Source organism: Microbacterium resistens NBRC 103078 (genome assembly GCF_001552355.1).
GTDB classification, from domain to species: Bacteria; Actinomycetota; Actinomycetes; order Actinomycetales; family Microbacteriaceae; genus Microbacterium; species Microbacterium resistens.
Genome location: NZ_BCRA01000026.1, coordinates 28,007 through 46,927, shown reverse-complemented (window position 1 = coordinate 46,927; position 18,921 = coordinate 28,007). Strand labels below are relative to the sequence as shown.

Genomic DNA, 18,921 nt, shown 5'->3' with positions numbered 1-18,921 from the left:
GTGGCGAGCGATTCCAGGATCGTCGCCGAGGCCTCGTCCCCGTACCGCGCCACCCGCCCGCCTGCAGGGGAGCGGCGCAGCGCCGTCAGCGCCTGCGCATGGGCGCGGGAGAAGGACGCGTACTCGTGCGGGTCGGAGGCGCCGACCGCGACGCCGGCATGCCGGGCCAGCTCGTCCAGCGCATGTGCGTCGCCCTCCGTGACGCACATCACGACGCCCTCGTCGGACTCCGCGACGAACGCGGGGGAGGCGCCGCGGCGTCGGTCCCACCACTCCAGCACCGCCGTGTCGTGGCCCCCGGTGGTGACCGCGACGATGACGGGCGCCGGGGGGAGGGCGCCGAGCACGCGCCGGGCGAGCGCGGGGTCGTCGTCGAGGAGCGAGGCGAGCAGCTGGGTGTGCAGTCGCCGTCGGCTCCGGGCGAGCTGATCGCTCTGCTCCAGAGACAGCCCGGCCATGGCGATCACGGAGGTCACCACGGTGCGGGTCTCCGAGTCGAGGGCAGCGGCGGCGATCGCGATGACCCCGCGGAGGTGTCCGGTGCGGCCGAGCGTGAACAGGGTGAACGCGCCCTCGCCGTGCTCGATCGTGCGGCTCGCCGAGCCGCCCCGGGCGATCAGCTCGCGCGCGGCGGCGGCGATGTCCGCGGGAGGATCCGCCTCGGCCGGATGCGCGTGCGCGATGGCGCCCGCGGCGTCGAACATGCCGACCCAGCACCCGAGCCGTCGGGCCAGCTCGCTGAGGGTGGACTCCAGTCCGCGAGGCCGCAGGGCGGCGATCGCCAGGGCGCGCTGGGTCTCCAGCGCCCAGGTCCGCCGGGCGTAGGCCTGCGCGGCGATCGCCTCCGCGTGCGCGCGGGCCACGGCGATGAAGGGAGTGCCGTAGGGAACCTCGAACAGCGCGAGGCCGTGGGAGCCGCACGCCCGCACCAGCTCGTCCGGCACGCCGGCGCGGTGCACGTCCGCCCCGAAGCCCAGGGCGACCACGCCGCGGGCGGCCAGGCGGGCGACGTAGGGGGACCAGGAATCGGCGTCCGTCATCTGCGTCCCGGTGGTCAGCAGGACGAGGTCGTCGGCGAGGAAAGGGGTCGGGTCGGCGAGGTCGGAGCTGTGCACCCAGCGGACCGGGTGGTCGAGGGCGGGATCCGCGATGCCGAGCGACGGGATCGCACGCAGGCGGAGATCGCGGCGATCGAGAAGAGTGCGGAGCGTGGGGGGTGAGGCGGTGTCCACGGCGACTCTCCTCGCGAATCAGGGTTATACGGACGGGCGAAAACTGCCTCACAATTGTACGGTCCGGCGAGTGCATCCGCCCCGCCGTGGTCGTAGCCTCGGCGGCATGACCCTCATCGATGAGACCTCCACGATCCCTGCCGGTGGACCGACGCTCCCTCAGGAGCGCCGTCTCGTCACCGAGCTCCCCGGCCCGCGATCCGCGGCCATCCTGGCGCGCAAGGCGGACGCCGTCGCGGCCGGCGTCGGCCACACCGTTCCCGTGGCCGCCGTGGCCGCAGGCGGCGGCGTCGTTGTGGATGCCGACGGAAACTCGCTCATCGACCTCGGCAGCGGCATCGCCGTGACCACGGTGGGCAACGCCCACCCCGCCGTCGCCCAGGCCATCGCCGCACAGGCCGCGCAGCTCACGCACACCTGCTTCATGATCTCCCCGTACGAGTCGTACGTCGCGGTCGCCGAGGCCCTGAACCGCATCACCCCCGGCGACTTCGCGAAGAAGAGCGCCCTGTTCAACTCGGGCGCCGAGGCCGTGGAGAACGCGGTCAAGATCGCGCGCAAGCACACGGGCCGTCAGGCCGTCGTGGCCTTCGACCACGGCTACCACGGACGCACCAACCTCACCATGGCGCTGACCGCCAAGTCGATGCCCTACAAGAGCGGCTTCGGCCCCTTCGCCCCTGAGGTCTATCGCGTCCCCGGCTCCTACCCGTTCCGCGACGGCCTCACCGGCCCCGAGGCGGCGAAGCGGGCGATCACGCTCGTGGAGAAGCAGATCGGCGCCGACAACCTCGCCGCCGTCATCATCGAGCCGATCCAGGGCGAGGGCGGCTTCATCGTCCCTGCCGACGGCTTCCTCAACACCGTCGTCGACTGGTGCCGCGCCCACGGCGTGGTCTTCATCGCCGACGAGGTCCAGACCGGGTTCGCGCGCACCGGCGCGATGTTCGCGAGCGAGACCTTCGGCATCGAGCCGGACCTCATCACCACCGCCAAGGGGATCGCCGGCGGCATGCCGCTCGCCGCCGTCACCGGCCGTGCCGAGATCATGGACTCCGCCCACGCGGGCGGTCTCGGCGGCACGTACGGCGGGAACCCCGTCGCGTGCGCCGCCGCGCTCGCCGCGATCGACGCCTTCGAGAACGAGGGGATGATCGAGCGCGCCCAGCAGGTCGGCGCGATCCTCGTCGAGCGCCTCACCGCGCTGAAGGAGAAGGACCCGCGCGTGGGCGACGTGCGCGGGCACGGCGCCATGATCGCCGCCGAGTTCGTCGACCCCGAGACCGGCGAGCCCGACGCGGCGCTCACGGCGGCCGTCGCCAAGGCGGCGATCGCCCAGGGCGTCATCGTGCTGACCTGCGGCACGTTCGGCAACGTCATCCGCTTCCTCCCGCCGCTCGCGATCGGCGACGACCTGCTCCGCGAGGGGCTGGACGTCGTGGCCGACGCGCTCGCCGGGGCCTGAGACCGTCGACCGCGGCCGGGATCGGGGGATGCCGGGCCGCGGTCGACACATTCCCGTCCGCGCTGCGGACCGTCCATCCCCGCCGACGAAGGAGTACCCATGACCACGGTGTCACCGACCACCCAGGAGATCAGCCGCGACGTCGTCATCGTCGGCGCGGGAGCCGCAGGGCTGACCGCGGCGAACGAGCTGCGCAAGGCGGGTCTGTCCGTCGCCGTGCTGGAGGCGCGCGACCGCGTCGGCGGGCGACTGTGGACGGACGTCATCGAGGGCGCCATGCTGGAGATCGGCGGCCAGTGGGTCTCGCCGGACCAGGACGCGCTGATCGAGACGATCGCCGACCTGGGGCTGGAGACCTTCAGCCGCTACCGCGAGGGCGACAGCGTCTACGTCGGCCCGGACGGCGTCGCCAAGCGCTTCACCGGCGAGATGTTCCCCGTCTCGGCCGAGACGGAGCGTGTGATCGCCGAGATCACCGAGCGCCTCGACGCCATGGTCGCCGAGATCGACCCCGAGCGCCCGTGGGCCCACGAGAAGGCGGCCGAATGGGACGCGATCTCCTGGGACGCGTGGCTCCGCGCGCAGACCGACGACGACGAGGCCGTCCGCAACCTCGCCTTCGCGACCGGCTCGGCGATGCTCACCAAGCCGACGCACTCCTTCTCCCTCCTGCAGTCGCTGCACATGGCCGCCTCGGCCGGGTCCTACTCGCACCTCGTGGACGCCGACTTCATCCTCGACAAGCGCGTCGTCGGCGGGCTCCAGCAGGTCCCGCTGCTGCTCGCCGAGCGGCTCGGCGACGACGTGCTGCTGAACCAGCCGGTGCGCACGCTCGAATGGGGCGAGAGCGGCGTGACCGCCGTGACCGACGAGGTGACGGTCCGCGCGCGGTACGCGATCCTCGCGCACGCGCCGGTGCTCTACAGCCGGATCTCCTTCGTCCCGGCCCTGCCCCGCCGCCAGCACCAGCTCCACCAGCACCTGTCGATGGGCTTCGTCATCAAGGTGCACGCGGTGTACGACCGGCCGTTCTGGCGCGAGCAGGGACTCAGCGGCACCGCCTTCAGCCCGTACGAGCTGTCGCACGAGGCGTACGACAACACCAACCACGGCGACGAGCGCGGAACGCTGGTCGGCTTCGTGTCCGACCACAACGCGGACGACCTCTTCTCGCTCACCGCCGAGGAGCGCAAGGAGCGCATCCTCGAGTCGCTGTCGCACTACTACGGCCCCGAGGCCAAGAACCCGGTCGTCTACTACGAGAGCGACTGGGGCTCGGAGGAGTGGACCCGCGGGGCCTACGCCGCCAGCTTCGACCTCGGCGGGCTGCACCGCTACGGGGCGGATCTGCCCGCGCCCGTCGGCCCGATCCACTTCGCATGCAGCGACATGGCCGGAGCGGGCTTCCAGCACGTGGACGGGGCGATCCGGATGGGACGGCTGGCCGCGCGCGAGATCCTGGAAGCGAGCCGGGCATGAGCGCCGGCATCGTCGTCGGCTACACGGCGACCGATGCCGGCTCCGACGCCGCGGTGTTCGGGGCGCGTCTCGCGCGCGCCCTGGGCACGCGGCTGCACCTGGTGATCGTCCTTCCCCGCGAGGGCACGCGCAGCGCCGCCGTCGCGCCGGACCGCGCCTACGAGGACGTGATCCGGGGCCAGGCGCGGACCTGGCTGGACGAGGCGCTGCGCACCCTTCCGCAGGACGTGCCCCGCAGCGCCCACGTCCGCTTCGGCGAGTCGTTCGCGGAGGGGCTGGTCGCGGCGGGCGAGGAGTTCGGCGCGCGGATGATCGTCGTCGGCGCCGCCGGCGGGGGACTGCTGGGTCGCCACCGGCTCGGCAGCGTCGCCTCCGAGCTGCTGCACTCGTCGACCCTTCCGGTCGCACTGGTCCCCGCCGGCGGCGCGGCCGACCCCGCCACCGCGCTGACCCGCGTGACCGCCGCCCTCGGCACCCGGCCCGGCGCCGACGTGCTGCTCGATGAGGCAGTGGGTCTCGCGGGCGCCGCCGGCGCGTCGCTGCGACTGATCTCGCTCATGCCCTTCGACGTGCCCCCGGGGCTCGACACCGGAGCCATCCGCATCGCCGGGGACGAGCACGGAGAGGACGTCCTCTCCGCCGCGCGGGCCGCCCTGCCCGCCGGCGTCTCGGCCGAGGTCGAGCGCGCGCCCGGCGACAGCGTCGAGGACGCCGTCGCCCACCTCGACTGGCAGCCGGGCGAGGTCGTGCTGGTCGGATCCAGCCGGCTCGCCCAGCCCCGGCGTCTGTTCCTCGGCTCCACTGCGGCGAAGATGCTGCACGTGCTGCCGGTCCCGATGATCGTCGTCCCGCGCACCCGAGCCGCGGGCCACCCCCTCGGAGGAGACCCCGCATGACCGACACCACACGGGCGACGGAGCCCGGCCCCGGGGCGACGGAGCCCGAGTCCGGGGTGACCGGCGGGATCTCCCGCAAGGGGCTCAGCGCCGGGACGGTGGGCCTGATCGGCGCCGTCGTCATCGGCATCTCCTGCGTCGCGCCGGCCTACACCTTCACCGCCGCCGTCGGCCCGACCGCGTCCGTGGTCGGGCTGCAGGTGCCGGCGATCATCCTCGTCGGCTTCCTCCCGATGCTCCTCGTCGCATTCGGGTACCGCGAGCTCAACCGGCGGATGCCCGACTCCGGCACCTCGTTCACGTGGGCCTCGCGGGCCTTCGGCCCGTGGATCGGCTGGATGGCCGGGTGGGGGCTGATCGCCGCCACCATCCTCGTGCTGTCGAATCTCGCCGGCATCGCGGTGGAGTTCCTGTTCCTGCTCATCGCGCAGGTCACGGGCAACGCGGCGATCGCGGACCTCGCCGGCGTCACGTGGATCAACATCCTCGTGTGCCTGCTCTTCATGCTCGGCGCCACGGTGATCTCCTACCGCGACATGCAGACCACCCAGAAGCTGCAGTACTTCCTCGTCGGGTTCCAGATCCTGGTCCTGCTGTTCTTCGCGATCGCCGCGATCGTCAAGGGGGCCTCCGGCGACGCGTTCGATCCGACCCCGTTCGACTGGCAGTGGTTCAACCCGTTCGCGGTGTCGTCGTTCAGCGCCTTCGCGGCGGGACTGTCGCTGTCGATCTTTATCTTCTGGGGCTGGGACGTCACCCTCACGATGAACGAGGAGACGAAGGACCCGGAGCGCACGCCCGGTCGGGCGGCGACCGTGACCGTCCTCACGATCGTCGCGCTGTACCTGCTGCTCGCCGTCGCGATGATCATGTTCTCCGGCGTCGGCACCGGCGCACTGGGCCTGGGCAACGAGGACATCCAGGAGAACGTGTTCTTCCACCTGTCCGGCCCGATCCTCGGCCCGCTGGCGTTCCTGGTCTCCCTCGCGGTGCTCACCAGCTCCGCGTCGTCCCTGCAGTCGACGTTCGTCTCGCCCGCACGGACGCTGCTGGCGATGGGCCATTACGGCGCGTTGCCGTCGACGTTCTCGAAGGTGAGCCCGCGCTTCTTCACGCCGGGATACGCGACGATCGTCTCGGCGATCGTCGCCAGCGCCTTCTACGCGGTGATGCGCTTCCTCAGCGAGGACGTGCTGTGGGATACGATCACGGCGCTGGGAATGATGATCTGCTTCTACTACGGCATCACCGCGTTCGCGTGCGTCTGGTACTTCCGCAAGCAGTGGTTCGACTCCGCGCGCAACATCTTCTTCACCTTCCTGTTCCCGCTCGTCGGCGGTGTGATCCTGGCCGTGCTGTTCGTCACGACCCTGATCGACTCGATGAGCCCCGACTACGGCAGCGGCTCGAGCATCGGGGGCCTCGGGCTCGTGTTCGTCCTCGGCGTCACCGTGATCCTGCTCGGCATCGTCGTGATGGTCTGGCAGGCCGTCCGCCGACCGGCGTTCTTCCGGGGGGAGACCCTCGGCACGGACGCTCCGCTGAGCGCCCGCCGACCCCGCCGCTGACCCCGTTCCGCCGGCACGCCGGCACCGACCCGCCACCCACGGAGGAGAATCCATGACCACGCAGATCGCACCGGTCGAGCAGGAGCTGCTCGACCGCGTCCCCACCGGCCTCTTCATCGGCGGCGAGTGGGTGCAGACCGAGCGCACCTTCGACGTGCACGACCCGTCCACCGGAGCCGTGATCCGCTCGATCGCGGACGCGACCCCCGAGGACGGCATCCGCGCCCTCGACGCCGCCGTCGCCGCGCAGGACGCCTGGGCGGCGACCCCGCCCCGAACGCGCAGCGACATCCTGCGCCGCGCCTTCGACCTCGTCCAGGCCCACAAGGAGGACCTGGCGCTGCTGATGACCCTCGAGATGGGCAAGCCCCTCGCGGAGGCCCGCGGCGAGGTCGCCTACGGCGGCGAGTTCCTCCGCTGGTTCAGCGAGGAGGCCGTGCGCATCTCCGGCCGTTACGGCCTGAACCCCGAGGGCACGGGCCGCATGGTCGTCTCGCAGCGTCCCGTCGGACCGTCGTTCTTCATCACGCCGTGGAACTTCCCCTTCGCGATGGCGACGCGGAAGATCGCCCCGGCGCTCGCCGCCGGCTGCACGGTGGTCATCAAGCCCCCGGCGCTGACGCCGCTCACCACGATCTTCTTCACCACGCTGCTGGAGGAGGCGGGGCTGCCCAAGGGTGTGGTCAACGTCGTGCAGACGTCCCGGTCCGGGGCGTTGTCCGGGCCGATCATCGCCGACCCGCGCCTGCGCAAGCTCTCCTTCACCGGTTCGACCCCGGTCGGCCAGCGCCTCATCGAGCAGGCGGCCCAGGGCGTGCTGCGCGTCTCGATGGAGCTCGGCGGCAACGCGCCGTTCGTCGTGTTCGAGGACGCCGACCTCGACAAGGCCGTGGAGGGCGCACTGGCGGCGAAGTTCCGCAACATCGGCCAGGCCTGCACGGCGGCCAACCGCTTCATCGTCCACGCGGACGTCGCCGAGGAGTTCGCCCGCCGGGTGACCGAGCGCGTGCAGGCGATGAAGGTCGGCCGCGGCACCGAGGAGGGCGTGACCATCGGCCCGCTGATCGACTCCGACGCCGTGGACAAGGCGGCCGAGCTCGTCGGCGACGCCGTCGACCGCGGCGCGCGGCTGCTCGCCGGCGGCACGGCGATCGAGGGGGAGGGCACGTTCTACGCCCCGACGGTCCTCACCGACGTGGTGGCCGGCAGCGCCATCCTGAAGGAGGAGATCTTCGGCCCGGTGCTGGCGATCGCCACTTTCCGCGACGAGGCCGAGGCCGTGCGCCTGGCCAACGACACCGAGTACGGGCTCGTCTCCTATGTGTTCACCGAGGACCTGCAGCGCGGTCACCGGATGATCGACGCGCTCGAGACGGGCATGATGGGGCTGAACGTGGGGGTCGTCTCCAACGCCGCCGCCCCGTTCGGCGGAGTCAAGCAGTCCGGGATCGGCCGCGAGGGCGGGTTCGAGGGCATCCACGAGTTCCTGTCCACCAAGTACACGCTCATCCCGGTCGACTGAGAGGAACCGACATGACCGACTACGCCGTCGTGAACCCGGCCACGGGCGAGACCCTGGCCACCTATCCGACCGCCACCGACGCGCAGATCGAGGACGCCGTCGCCCGCGCCGCCGCGGCGGCCACGGTCTGGGGCACGACGCCCCCGTCCGAGCGCGCCGCCGTGATCCGCCGGATCGCCGAGCTGCACCGCGAACGCCGTGACGAGCTCGCCGAGATCATCGTGCGCGAGATGGGCAAGCCCGTCGCCGCCGCGGTCGGCGAGGTGGACTTCGCCGCCGACATCATCGAGTTCTATGCGGACAACATCGACCGGATCACCGCCGACCAGCCGCTGGACATCCTCGGCGAGGGCACCGCGGTGGTCCGCCGTGCGCCGCTGGGCGCGCTCCTGGGCATCATGCCGTGGAACTTCCCGGCGTACCAGGTGGCCCGCTTCGCCGCGCCGAATCTCGCGATCGGCAACACGATCATCCTCAAGCACGCGCCGCAGTGCCCCGAGTCCTCGGCGGCGCTGGAGCGGATCTACGCCGACGCCGGGCTTCCCGACGGCGGGTACGTGAACGTGTACGCCACGAACGAGCAGGCGGCGACCATCATCGCCGACCCGCGCGTGCACGGCGTCTCGGTCACCGGATCCGAGCGCGCGGGAGCGGCGGTGGCCGAGGTCGCCGGCCGCAACCTGAAGAAGGTGGCGCTGGAGCTGGGCGGGTCGGACCCGTTCATCCTGCTGTCCACGGACGACCTGGACGCCGCCGTGCAGTCCGCGGTGGACGCGCGCCTGGACAACAACGGCCAGTCGTGCAACGGCGCCAAGCGGTTCATCGTGACGGACGCCCTGTACGACGCGTTCACGGAGAAGTTCGTGGCGGCGCTCTCGGCGGTGTCCGCCGAGGACCCCACGCAGGAGGACACCGTGCTCGGGCCGCTGTCGTCGCTGGCGGCGGCGGAGCGGCTGCAGGAGCAGATAGACACGGCCGTCGCCCAGGGCGCGACGCTGCTCACCGGCGGCACACGGGAGGGCGCCTTCTTCGCCCCGACCGTGCTGGCCGACGTGACTCCCGAGATGGACGTCTACCGCGAAGAGCTGTTCGGACCCGCGGCCGTCGTCTACCGGGTGGCCGACGAGCAGGCCGCCGTCGCGCTCGCCAACGACACGTCGTTCGGGCTGGGGTCGTACGTCTTCACGACCGATCCGGCGCAGGCCGAGCGGGTGGCGGACGCGATCGAGGCCGGGATGGTCTATGTCAACGTCGTCCTCGCCGACAGCCCCGAACTGCCGTTCGGCGGGGTGAAGCGCAGCGGCACCTCGCGGGAGCTGGGTCTGCTCGCGGCGGACGAGTTCGTGAACAAGAAGCTGATCCGCGTCGCCTGACGCCGACTGCTGCGGGCCGTCCTCCCCTCGGGAGGGCGGCCCGCTCGCGTTCCCGGCGCGTTCCTGCTCCGCTCGCGTTCCCCTCCCTCGCGCCGGGACAGGCGATCGCGCGGGATCAGGCAGCTTTGCACGATACGCGCCTGATTGCGCGCGGATGCCTGATCCGGCGCGGCGGAACCTCGGGAGAAGGGCCCTGCGGTCGCTTGCCCGGAGTAGCGTCGGGGTATGACCAACGTCGCCGAGAACATCGTCCAGTCCCTCCGCGCGAACGGCGTCACGCGCGTGTACGGCATCCCCGGGGACTCCCTCAACGGGTTCACCGACGCGCTGCGCAAGGACGGCACCATCCGCTGGGTCCACGTGCGGCACGAGGAGTCCGCGGCGTTCGCCGCAGCTGCGGAGGCCGCGCTGACCGGAGACCTCGCCGTCGTCGCGGGGTCCTGCGGCCCCGGCAACCTCCACCTCATCAACGGCCTCTACGACGCCAACCGGTCGCGGGTCCCGGTGCTCGCGATCGCGGCGCACATCCCGACGAGCGAGATCGGGACCACCTACTTCCAGGAGACCCACCCGCAGGAGCTCTTCCGGGAGTCCAGCGTCTACGTCGAGTACGTCTCGGACCCGGCCCAGATGCCGCGCCTGCTGGAGATCGCGATGCGCACCGCGATCGAGGAGCGCGGCGTCGCGGTGCTCGTCATCCCGGGGGACATCGCCCTGGCCGAGGCCGAGGACGACCGGGTGACCGTGATCGAGCGCGCGCGCCCGGTCGTCGTCCCCTCCGCGGACGAACTGGAGCGTGCGGCGACCCTTCTGAACGCCGCCAAGCGCGTGACCATCCTCGCCGGCGCCGGAGTGCAGGGATCCCACGACGCCGTCGTCGCCCTCGCCGACAGGCTGGCGGCGCCCGTCGTCCACGCGCTCCGGGGCAAGGAGTTCATCGAGTATGACAACCCCCACGACGTCGGCATGACCGGCCTGCTGGGCTTCGCGTCCGGCTATCGGGCGATGGAGGGCGCCGACGCGCTGCTCGTGCTCGGGTCCGACTTCCCGTATCCGCAGTTCTACCCGGCGGATGCGACGACCATCCAGGTCGACATCCGCGGCGCGCAGCTCGGTCGCCGGCATCCGCTCGATCTCGGACTGGTCGGCGACGTCGGGGCGACGGCGGAGGCGCTTCTTCCCCGGCTGCGGGCGGACCGGAGCCGCGCGCACCTGGACGACGCCACCGCCCACTACCGGAAGACCCGCGCGAAGCTCGACGAGCTGGCGGTGCCGTCGCGGGGCAAGGCGCCGATCCACCCGCAGTACCTGGCCCGGCTGCTCGACGAGGCGGCCGCCGAGGATGCGGTCTTCACCGCGGACGTCGGCTCGCCGACGGTGTGGGCGGCGCGCTACCTGAGCATGAACGGGAAGCGGCGCCTGATCGGGTCGTTCAACCACGGATCCATGGCGAACGCGCTGCTGCACGGCATCGGTGCGCAGGCCACGCACCCGGATCGACAGGTCGTGGCGCTGGCCGGGGACGGCGGCCTGACCATGATGCTGGGCGAGCTCATCACGCTCACCCAGAACGCCCTTCCGGTGAAGACGATCGTCGTGAACAACTCGTCGCTCAACTTCGTCGAGCTGGAGATGAAGGCGGCCGGCTTCGTGACCTACGGGACGGACCTGCACAACCCGGACTTCGCCGCGGTCGCGCAGGCCTGCGGGATCTTCGCCCGACGCGTCGAGCGCTCCGACGAGCTCGAGGACGCCCTGCGGGAGGTCCTCGCGCACGACGGGCCGGCGCTGCTCGACGTCGTCACCGAGCGCCAGGAGCTCTCGATGCCGCCCGCGGTGACCGCGGAGCAGGTCAAGGGGTTCGCGCTGTACGCCATCCGCACGGTCCTGTCCGGGCGCGGGGACGAGCTGCTCGACCTCGCCAAGGCGAACTGGCGCCAGCTGTTCTGACCCGGTCCGCGGCGGTCAGCCCATCGGAGGCGGCGAGCCGCCTCCGATGGGCTGAGCCGCGCTATCCGGCGGCGAGCTCGGCGCGCACCTCATCGGCGAGGTAGCAGCCGGCCTGGTCGAATCGCTCCACGGCGGCGCGGCGCAGGGCGTCGCGGTCTCCGGCGTCGTCGGCGAGCTTCGAGCGCTCATGGAGGATCTGCCCGTGGAGCATGTGCTCGGTGAAGGGCAGGAGCTCCTCCGCCTCGCGGAGCATGTCGCGGGCTCGGTCCGCGTCGCCGGCCCGCGCGATCCAGGGGGCCGCGATGATCAGCGTGTCCGCTGTGATCATCGCCTGCGCCATGGCCCGGGCGCGCTCCAGGGAGGCCTCCAGGACCTCCACGGCCTCGTCGAGGTCTCCGCGCGTGCCGAGCGCGACGCCCAGGTGGGAGTCGGCGTACACCAGGATGTGCTCGTACTCCAGCTCCTCGCCCAGCCTCTTGGCGATCCGCGTCGTCTCGACGGCCTCGTCCACGAGGCCCTGGCGGATCAGCATGGTGCTCTGGTTCACCCGGAGGTTCGCCTCGAAGAGGCGATGCCCGATCTCCTCGGCGATCCGCAGCCCTCGCGCGATGACCGCCTCCTCCTCGTCGAACAGGCCGAGGGTGTGCAGGGTGATGCTCAGGTTCAGCAGGTCCACGGTCAGGACGACCTTGTCGTCCAGCTCCTCGTGGATCCGCGTCGCCCGCTCCAGCTTCTCCTTCGCCACCTCGGGTCGGCCCTGTCGTCGGTCGATCATCGCGGACTGGTTGAGCAGGAGCCCGACGAACCGGGGATCAGGGTGCGAGGAGGACTCGTCGGCGAACGACATGGCGCGGTCGAAGTACTCCTGCGCGGTGTCCAGGTCGTCGCCGAACAGCAGGAGCTGGCCCGCGTCGCCGCTCGCCTTCCCCGCGGCGAGGTCGTCGCCCACGAGGATCGCCGTGTCCATCGCCGCCTCATGCAGCCGCACCGCCTCGCTCACGTATCCGGCGACGGTCATCCACCAGCTGAGCCCCTCGGAGAGCCGGAACAGCAGCTCGGGGTGTCCGCGGTCGGGCGCGGCATGGGCGAGCGCGAGCAGGGACGGCAGCTCACGGCGGAGCCACGCCCGGGCCTCGTCCTCGCTCCAGTCCTGCTCGGGGTAGACGAACGCGGTGCTGCGGGCGCGATCGCCCGTCGCCCGCGCCAGGGTCGCGTAGGCGGCCCAGGTCCGCTCGGCGGCCGTCCGCGCCACGCGCTCGAACGTCGCCGAGCGCAGCCGCGGGGGATCCGTCTCCTCCGCGCGCTCGCGACCGAAGGCGCGCACGAGCGCGTGCAGCCCGATGTGCCGGTCGTCACGGCGGACGGCGACGCTCGCGTCGACGAGCTCGGCGATCGCCTTCCGAGCGCGGTCCCGGTCCCCGTCGAGGACCGCGGCCGCCGCGTCGGCGCCCAGCTCGGCGACGGGGAGGTCGGCGAAGGCCCGGAGCAGCAGGGTGGCGTCGGCGCCGAGAGCGGTGTACGACAGGGCCAGGGAGGCGCGGATGTCGTCGTCCACGCGCGCCGTCGCCACGCGCTCGGCCATCAGGTCGATGTGCTCGGCGAGGGTCCACGTGGGATGCGTCGCCAGGCGGGCGCCGACGAGGGCCACCGCCAGGGGCAGGCCGCCGGTGGCCTCGATGAGGCGCTCGGCCTCGGACCTGTCGACGACGGATCCGGCGGAGAGGGTCTCCAGCAGCGCCGCCGTCTCCTGCGCGTCCAGTCCGTCGACGTCGATGACCGTCCACGGCGAGCCGCCGGGGCGCGCCCGGCTGGTGACCAGCACCGCGCACGCGGGGTCCTGCCCGACGATGCGGTCGACCTGCTCGACCCCGGAGGCGTCGTCCAGCACCAGGACGGCGCGGCGGCTGGCGAGGGTGTGGCGGATGAGCGTCGCACGCTCCTGCGGCGTCCTGGCCGTCGTATCGTCGGTGTCGAGCTGGCGGAGGACGGCGCGCTGCGCGGCGTCGGGATCGACGGGTAGCGCGCCCGCGCCTTTTCCGCGCAGGTCCAGGAACACCGCTTCGGCCCGGAGATCCGCCAGCGTCCTCAGGGCGAGCTGCGTCTTGCCCGCTCCTCCCATGCCGGTGAGCCAGAGCCGGGTCGGGACCGCGAGGGCCGCGGCGGCCCGGGCGAGGGCGTCCTGGCGTCCGGTGAAGGAGGGGACCGGGGCGGGCGGCTCGTGGCGCACCACGGCGACCGCGGCGCCGTCGGTGGCCGAGCGGGCCAGACGCACCCGCTGCGCCCACGGCTCGCGCAGATGCTCGGGGAGGCCGAGCACGGCGGCGATGTCGGCGACGGCCGTGGCGTCGAGCCGGCGTCGTCCCTGCTGGAACGACGCCCACACCGTGGTCTTCGCCAGGCCTTGGCGTCGATGCTCCGGCACCCCGCGCGCCGCCTGGAGCTCGACGACGCGGCGGCCGATCTCCTCGTAGGACGGGGAACCCGCGGCCTCCCGCATCCCGCGCAGCTCGGCGGCGATCGTGTCCAGGCCGGTCGGCGGCCGGTCCCAGTCGACGGCGTCTTCGGCGTGTGGCATCGTCGTCCTTTCCCCGCGCCGATGCTAGCGGTACCCCGGCCGCCTCCCGTCGCCGGGATCGGGCGGACTCAGTCCTCGGCGAGCGCGCGGGCCTGGGCCGCCTCCCCGGCGCGTCCCAGCCCCTGCAGGACGTCGCCGAGCTCGAGCGCGGCGATCTGGCGCAGGGGAGGGATCTCGGCCGCGTGCTCGACGGCGGCGCGGTAGGCCGCCACCGCGTCCTCCGCGCGGCCGTCGCCGGCGAGGATCCGCGCAGCCATCAGCGCGGCCCCGCCGGCGGACTGCACGTCACCCGCGGCGGCGTAGCCGTCCGAGGCGGTCAGGGCCGCCGAGACGGCCTCGTCGATGCGGCCCAGCGGCGCGAGAGCACGGGCGCGGGAGTCGGTCACGTCCGCCACGAGCCAGTCGGCGTCGTTCTCGGCCGCGAGCCGCTCCACCTCGTCGAACAGGGCGAAGGCGCGGGCATCCTGCTTCGCGCCGTAGGCCTGGCCCAGGTTGTGCAGCACCTCGACGACGGCGCCGAGGGCATCCGGCGCGGTGCGGACGATCTCCGCGGCGGACTCCAGCAGCTCGACCGCGTCGTCCTGCTCGCCGAACTGACCGAGAATCCGTGCCTGCTCCAGCATCGCCATCGCCTGGTCGGCGGGCGCCTCCGCCTCGCCGAACAGCTGGGCGGCATGACCGAACGCTCCGTACGCCGGGCCGAACTCCTCCGCGGCGCGCAGCGCCCGTGCCAGCATCGACACGGTCATCGCCCGGCTCCCCGCCGGCTCGTCCTGCTCCTCCTCGATCGCCAGCACGTCCCCGAACACCTCCGCCGCCTCCGCGGCGTCGCCGATGGCCAGCATGGTCCGTCCGACGCGGTACTTCGCGCCGGCGACGTCGCCGCCCTCCTGCTCCGCGAACCGGGCCGTCACCCGATAGCGGGCGAGGGCCTGCTCCGGCTCTCCGGCGTCCTCCCACAGCGCCCCGGCGAGGAACTGCGCGTTGGCCAGGGCCCGGCGTCCGCCGAGACCCGCCACGATCCGGCTGACCTCGTCGGCGTCGGCGGCGCCGGCGGCGAACTCCCCGCGACCGCCGCGGATGCGGGCCCGCACCTCCAGTGCCCGAGCACGGACGCCCTGCGGCGTCTCCGGGTCCTCCAGCAGGCGCTCGGCGTGCACCAAGGCCGCCTCCGCGTCGTCGTTGCGCACGAGGAGACCGATCGCGGCGAGCACGGCGCCGTACCCGAGGCGCGTGTCCTGTGCGGCGTCGAAGTGGCGCGCGGCCTGCTCCACGAGGTCCATGGCCGCGGCCGGGTCGGTCTCGTCGCGATGGTGGGCCAGGGTCAGGGCGATGTCGCCCCGAGTGCGCGGGGAGAGGTCCGCGGACGACGCGAGCAGTTGCGCGAGCCCGTCCAGGTCCTCGTCGGAGGCACGCCCGAACAGCGCCAGGCCGAAGCGCTCCTCCACGTCCGCCTGGGAGGTCTCCCCGGCTTCGCGGAGGGTCCGCACGCGATCCTCCAGCAGGGTCGCCGCCTCCTCGTCGCGGCCGAGGTGCACGAGGGCGGCCAGGCGCTGGCCGGTGAGCACGGCGCGGCGTTCCGCGTCGACGGCGTCGATCACGTGCGGCAGGGCTTCGAGGGCCTCGTGCGCCGCGCCGAACGCCGAGAGGTCGACCACGCGGCGGTACCAGCCGTCCGGGTCGGCGGGCGCCTGATCCGCGGGCGGCGTCACGAACGCGTCCGAGCGGATCGGGACGTCGAAGCTCTCCGTCGCGAGCGCACGCGCCGCCTCGAGCCGTCGGGCCTGCCCGTCCGTCCCGTCGCGCTCGTCGAATCGACGTCCGATCCGCTCCGCGGCCGCCCACGCGGCTCCCGCGAGCTCGGTGGCCGTCCATGGTCCGCGGCCGCCGTCGCGCTCGCCGAAGAACGGGACGAGCTCGGCGGCGTCCGCGCCGCGCACCGGGGTATCGCCGTGACCGGCGGCGACCACGCGGTCGAGGGTCGTGCCGACCGCCTGAAGCATCCGGACGTGGGCGCGGACGGCGAGCGGGTCGTGGGCCAGCCACGGCAGGTGCCGCTCGACCAGGCTCAGCGCGCGGGCCTCGTTGCCGGTCACCGCGCAGAAGACGATGTTGTTCGCGATCGTCGAGAGCAGATCCGGGTTGTCCTTGGACATCCGGTAGCTCCGCAGATGAGCGGCCTTGGCGTCGTCGTGGCGGCCCTCGTGCAGAGCGGGGACGAGGGACACCGACAGGGCGTGCTCGGGCTCCTCGCCGCAGGAGAAGCCGCCCTCGATCATCTCGTCGACGAGGCGCAGGGCCTCGTCCTCACGCCCGGTCTCGGCGAAGAAGCCCGCGATCTGGCTGCGTCCGCAGGCGTCGCAGTGGCTGTGCGAATCGCGCGGCGTCGCCTCGAGCCGGACGCGCAGGCGCTCGGCCTCGTCGATCCGGCCGGAGGCCCACGCGTCCTCGAACCGGGCCATGAGCACGCCGCTCATGCCCAGCCCGGCCGTGCGGTAGTGCGCCTCCATGTCGTCCAGGACCGCGGCGATCTGGTCGGCGGCGAAGGCGGGGGAGGAGCGCAGCGACGACGCCATCCACTTGAACTGCCACATGAGATCCGCCGCGCCGTTCTCGATGTCGGCGGGGAAGCGGACGGGGTCGGCGTCGTGGTGCGCGAGGCACCAGGCGAACGAGGTCAGCATGAGATCGGTGATCCCGCCCATGTTCGCCGACGCGGTCTGGCGCATCCGTGCCCGGTACTCCAGCTCCTCGTCGCCGATCTCGACGGCCAGCGCCACCGCCTCGGCCGTCAGGGCCTGCTCATGCGGACCCCACGGGGTGCGGTCGATCTCGTCGAACAGCTCGATGAGACGGTTCTTGGGGCCAGGCATGGTTCCTCCTGAGGCTGCTTTCGGTCGTTGAGCGAGCGGAGCGTGTCGACACGCGTTGACAGCGCGGCGGTCACAGCTCCGGCAGGGGCGGATGCTCCGCGCCGAGCCCCGCGGAGAGCGCCACGAGGTCGGCGAGCGCCCCGGTCATGAGGGAGCGGTCGGCGTCGGAGAGGGGGCGATGACCGGCCAGCAGCGCCTGGATGTAGAGGAGCTGGACGGTCCGGGCGAACACGGCGTCGTCGGTCACGCCGCGCAGCGCCCTGACCACGCGGTTGGACCAGTTCAGGCAGAGGCGCGCGGCGAGATCGTCGTCCGTGCCCGGCCCGACCGCGTCGTCGATGCGGTCCAGCACGCCGCCCCACAGCGTCCCGGTCACGCCCTTCGTCCGGGTGCGATCCATCCGCCGCAGGACCGCGGGGTCGGCGACGTACAGCGCGGGAAGCTCGGACTGGCCGATCGTGCGCACCACCACGGCGCAGCCGATCCCGGCGAGCACGGCGGCCGCGCGGTCCTCCAGGGCGACGGCGGAGGCGCGGTCGTCGAGCGGCGGCGGATCGAGGCGGTCCAGCTCGCCCACAACGTCGACCTTCTCCACCGTGACCGACGGGTACAGGTCCGCCAGCCGCCGGACGAGGTCGGCGTCGTACAGGTAGCCGCCGTTGACCAGGATCTGGTCGGCGCGACTGATCCCCGCCACCTGGCGGAACTCATCCACGGTCTCGGCGTAGCGGATGTGCGGATGCCGCTCGACCAGGTCGCCGACGCTCATCGTGCCGTGCGTGGTCTCCACGGTGAGCCACCGCGTGATGAAGCGCGCCAGCTCCTCGTCGTGGCGGATCAACGACTTCAGCCCGACCTCGTGCACCGCGACGAACTGCGCCAGGCGGTGCGGCTCCCGCAGCCCGAGCTCCAGCACCCATCGACGGATCGCCGCGCCCAGGTGCTCGCGCACGTGCTCCAGGGCGGCGTCCTCGACGAGCGACTCGCGGCTGGCGGTCGGCGACAAGCCCGTGGAGTCGACGACGGCGCGGACGAAGAAGGCCCAGTCCGGAAGGACGTCGTCGGCGCGCTCGGACAGGAGCATCCGGCCCAGATACATGCGGGTGGCCTGGCGCGCGCCGGGAGGAGGGGCGAAGGGGAGGACGTACGCGACGCCGCGCGTGCCGGTGGCGGGCTCGTCCAGCTCGATGAGGTCGAGGGGCGTCGCCCCGAGCAGCTCGCGGCCGTAGGCCGCGGCCGACTCGGGATCCTCGCGCAGGGAAAGGAACGGGGCGGGATGGGTGAGGTCGGCGACACCGCCGTCCGGCAGCTCCAGCTGCACGGACACGGGCAGGAACTCGGCGAAGGTGCGCGCGAGGTCACGGACCGCGTCGGCGCGCAGCAGGTCGGCCTGGCCGAAGCGCGGCGCGAGGTGGACGCTGGTGCCGATGGGCAGATCCTCGTCCAGCTCACGGACGTGGAAGGTGCCGTCGGCGTTCCCGGTCCACTCCACGGGGGCGCCTCCGCGCGCGCTGCGGGAGCGGATCACGATGGCGTCGGCGACCATGAAGCAGCTCAGCAGACCGATCCCGAACTGCCCGAGGTAGTCCGAGCGGGGCAGGTCGAAGATGTCGCGCTTGGAGCTGCGGCCCACGGTGGCGAGCAGGTCCGCGACCTCGGCGGACGTGAGGCCCACGCCGTCGTCGGTGAGGACGAACTCGCCGGTGGCGTCGGTGAGCGGGCGGATCCCGATCCGTCCTCCGCCGCCGTCGACCTCGGCGCGAGCGGTCACCGCATCGCGGGCGTTCTGCAGCAGCTCCCGGAGGTACACCCGCGGACCGGAGTAGATGTGCCGACTGAGCAGGTCCACGACCCCGCGCAGATCCACCTGGAACTGCTGAATCTCGGCGCCCACCGCGCTCCCTCCCTGCGGCCCTCGCCCGGTGTCCGGGCCGCGTGCCGAGCCTAACAACCAGGGGCCCTCCCGCTCACAGGAACGGCGTCGCCGT

General features: G+C 72.7%; 11 protein-coding genes. 7 read left to right on the top strand and 4 right to left on the bottom strand.

The features are described from left to right. Positions 1–1,232, bottom strand: a 1,232-nt coding sequence (locus MR1_RS05815) for a PucR family transcriptional regulator ligand-binding domain-containing protein (protein ID WP_067243882.1), incomplete at its 3' end; no start/stop codon positions are given. Positions 1,233–1,338: 106 nt separating this feature from the next. Here MR1_RS05815 and gabT point away from each other — a divergent pair. The 7 genes from gabT to poxB all read left to right on the top strand — a co-directional run bounded on the left by gabT (position 1,339) and on the right by poxB (position 11,485). Further along, complete coding sequence (gene gabT, locus MR1_RS05810; protein WP_067243881.1) at positions 1,339–2,697, top strand: 4-aminobutyrate--2-oxoglutarate transaminase; 1,359 nt, start codon at positions 1,339–1,341, stop codon at positions 2,695–2,697. A 99-nt stretch (positions 2,698–2,796) separates the two neighbouring features. Continuing rightward, positions 2,797–4,176, top strand: a complete 1,380-nt coding sequence (locus tag MR1_RS05805; RefSeq protein WP_067243880.1) for a flavin monoamine oxidase family protein — start codon at positions 2,797–2,799, stop codon at positions 4,174–4,176. Next, positions 4,173–5,072, top strand: coding sequence for a universal stress protein (locus MR1_RS05800; RefSeq protein ID WP_067243879.1), 900 nt, complete (start codon positions 4,173–4,175; stop codon positions 5,070–5,072). Before MR1_RS05805 ends, MR1_RS05800 begins: the two co-directional genes overlap by 4 nt. Beyond that, the gene (locus MR1_RS05795) at positions 5,069–6,640 is read left to right on the top strand and encodes an APC family permease (protein ID WP_084344397.1); all 1,572 of its coding nucleotides are present in this window, start codon (positions 5,069–5,071) and stop codon (positions 6,638–6,640) included. Before MR1_RS05800 ends, MR1_RS05795 begins: the two co-directional genes overlap by 4 nt. A gap of 52 nt (positions 6,641–6,692) precedes the next feature. Further along, positions 6,693–8,162, top strand: a complete 1,470-nt coding sequence (locus tag MR1_RS05790; protein WP_067243876.1) for an NAD-dependent succinate-semialdehyde dehydrogenase — start codon at positions 6,693–6,695, stop codon at positions 8,160–8,162. Positions 8,163–8,173: 11 nt separating this feature from the next. Then, on the top strand, positions 8,174–9,535 hold the full coding sequence (locus MR1_RS05785; protein ID WP_067243874.1) for an NAD-dependent succinate-semialdehyde dehydrogenase: 1,362 nt from the start codon (positions 8,174–8,176) through the stop codon (positions 9,533–9,535). A 225-nt stretch (positions 9,536–9,760) separates the two neighbouring features. Next, positions 9,761–11,485, top strand: a complete 1,725-nt coding sequence (gene poxB / locus MR1_RS05780) for a ubiquinone-dependent pyruvate dehydrogenase (RefSeq protein WP_067243872.1) — start codon at positions 9,761–9,763, stop codon at positions 11,483–11,485. 61 nt (positions 11,486–11,546) lie between these two features. Here poxB and MR1_RS05775 read toward each other — a convergent pair whose 3' ends face one another. The 3 genes from MR1_RS05775 to MR1_RS05765 form a co-directional block, all read right to left on the bottom strand. After that, the gene (locus MR1_RS05775) at positions 11,547–14,060 is read right to left on the bottom strand and encodes an NB-ARC domain-containing protein (RefSeq protein ID WP_067243870.1); all 2,514 of its coding nucleotides are present in this window, start codon (positions 14,058–14,060) and stop codon (positions 11,547–11,549) included. A 68-nt stretch (positions 14,061–14,128) separates the two neighbouring features. Beyond that, on the bottom strand, positions 14,129–16,933 hold the full coding sequence (locus MR1_RS05770; RefSeq protein ID WP_067243864.1) for a hypothetical protein: 2,805 nt from the start codon (positions 16,931–16,933) through the stop codon (positions 14,129–14,131). Between the two features lie 70 nt (positions 16,934–17,003). Continuing rightward, positions 17,004–18,827 carry an HSP90 family protein gene (locus MR1_RS05765; RefSeq protein ID WP_067243859.1) on the bottom strand — a complete coding sequence of 608 codons (1,824 nt, stop codon included), beginning with the start codon at positions 18,825–18,827 and terminating at the stop codon, positions 17,004–17,006. Positions 18,828–18,921: the final 94 nt, after the last annotated feature.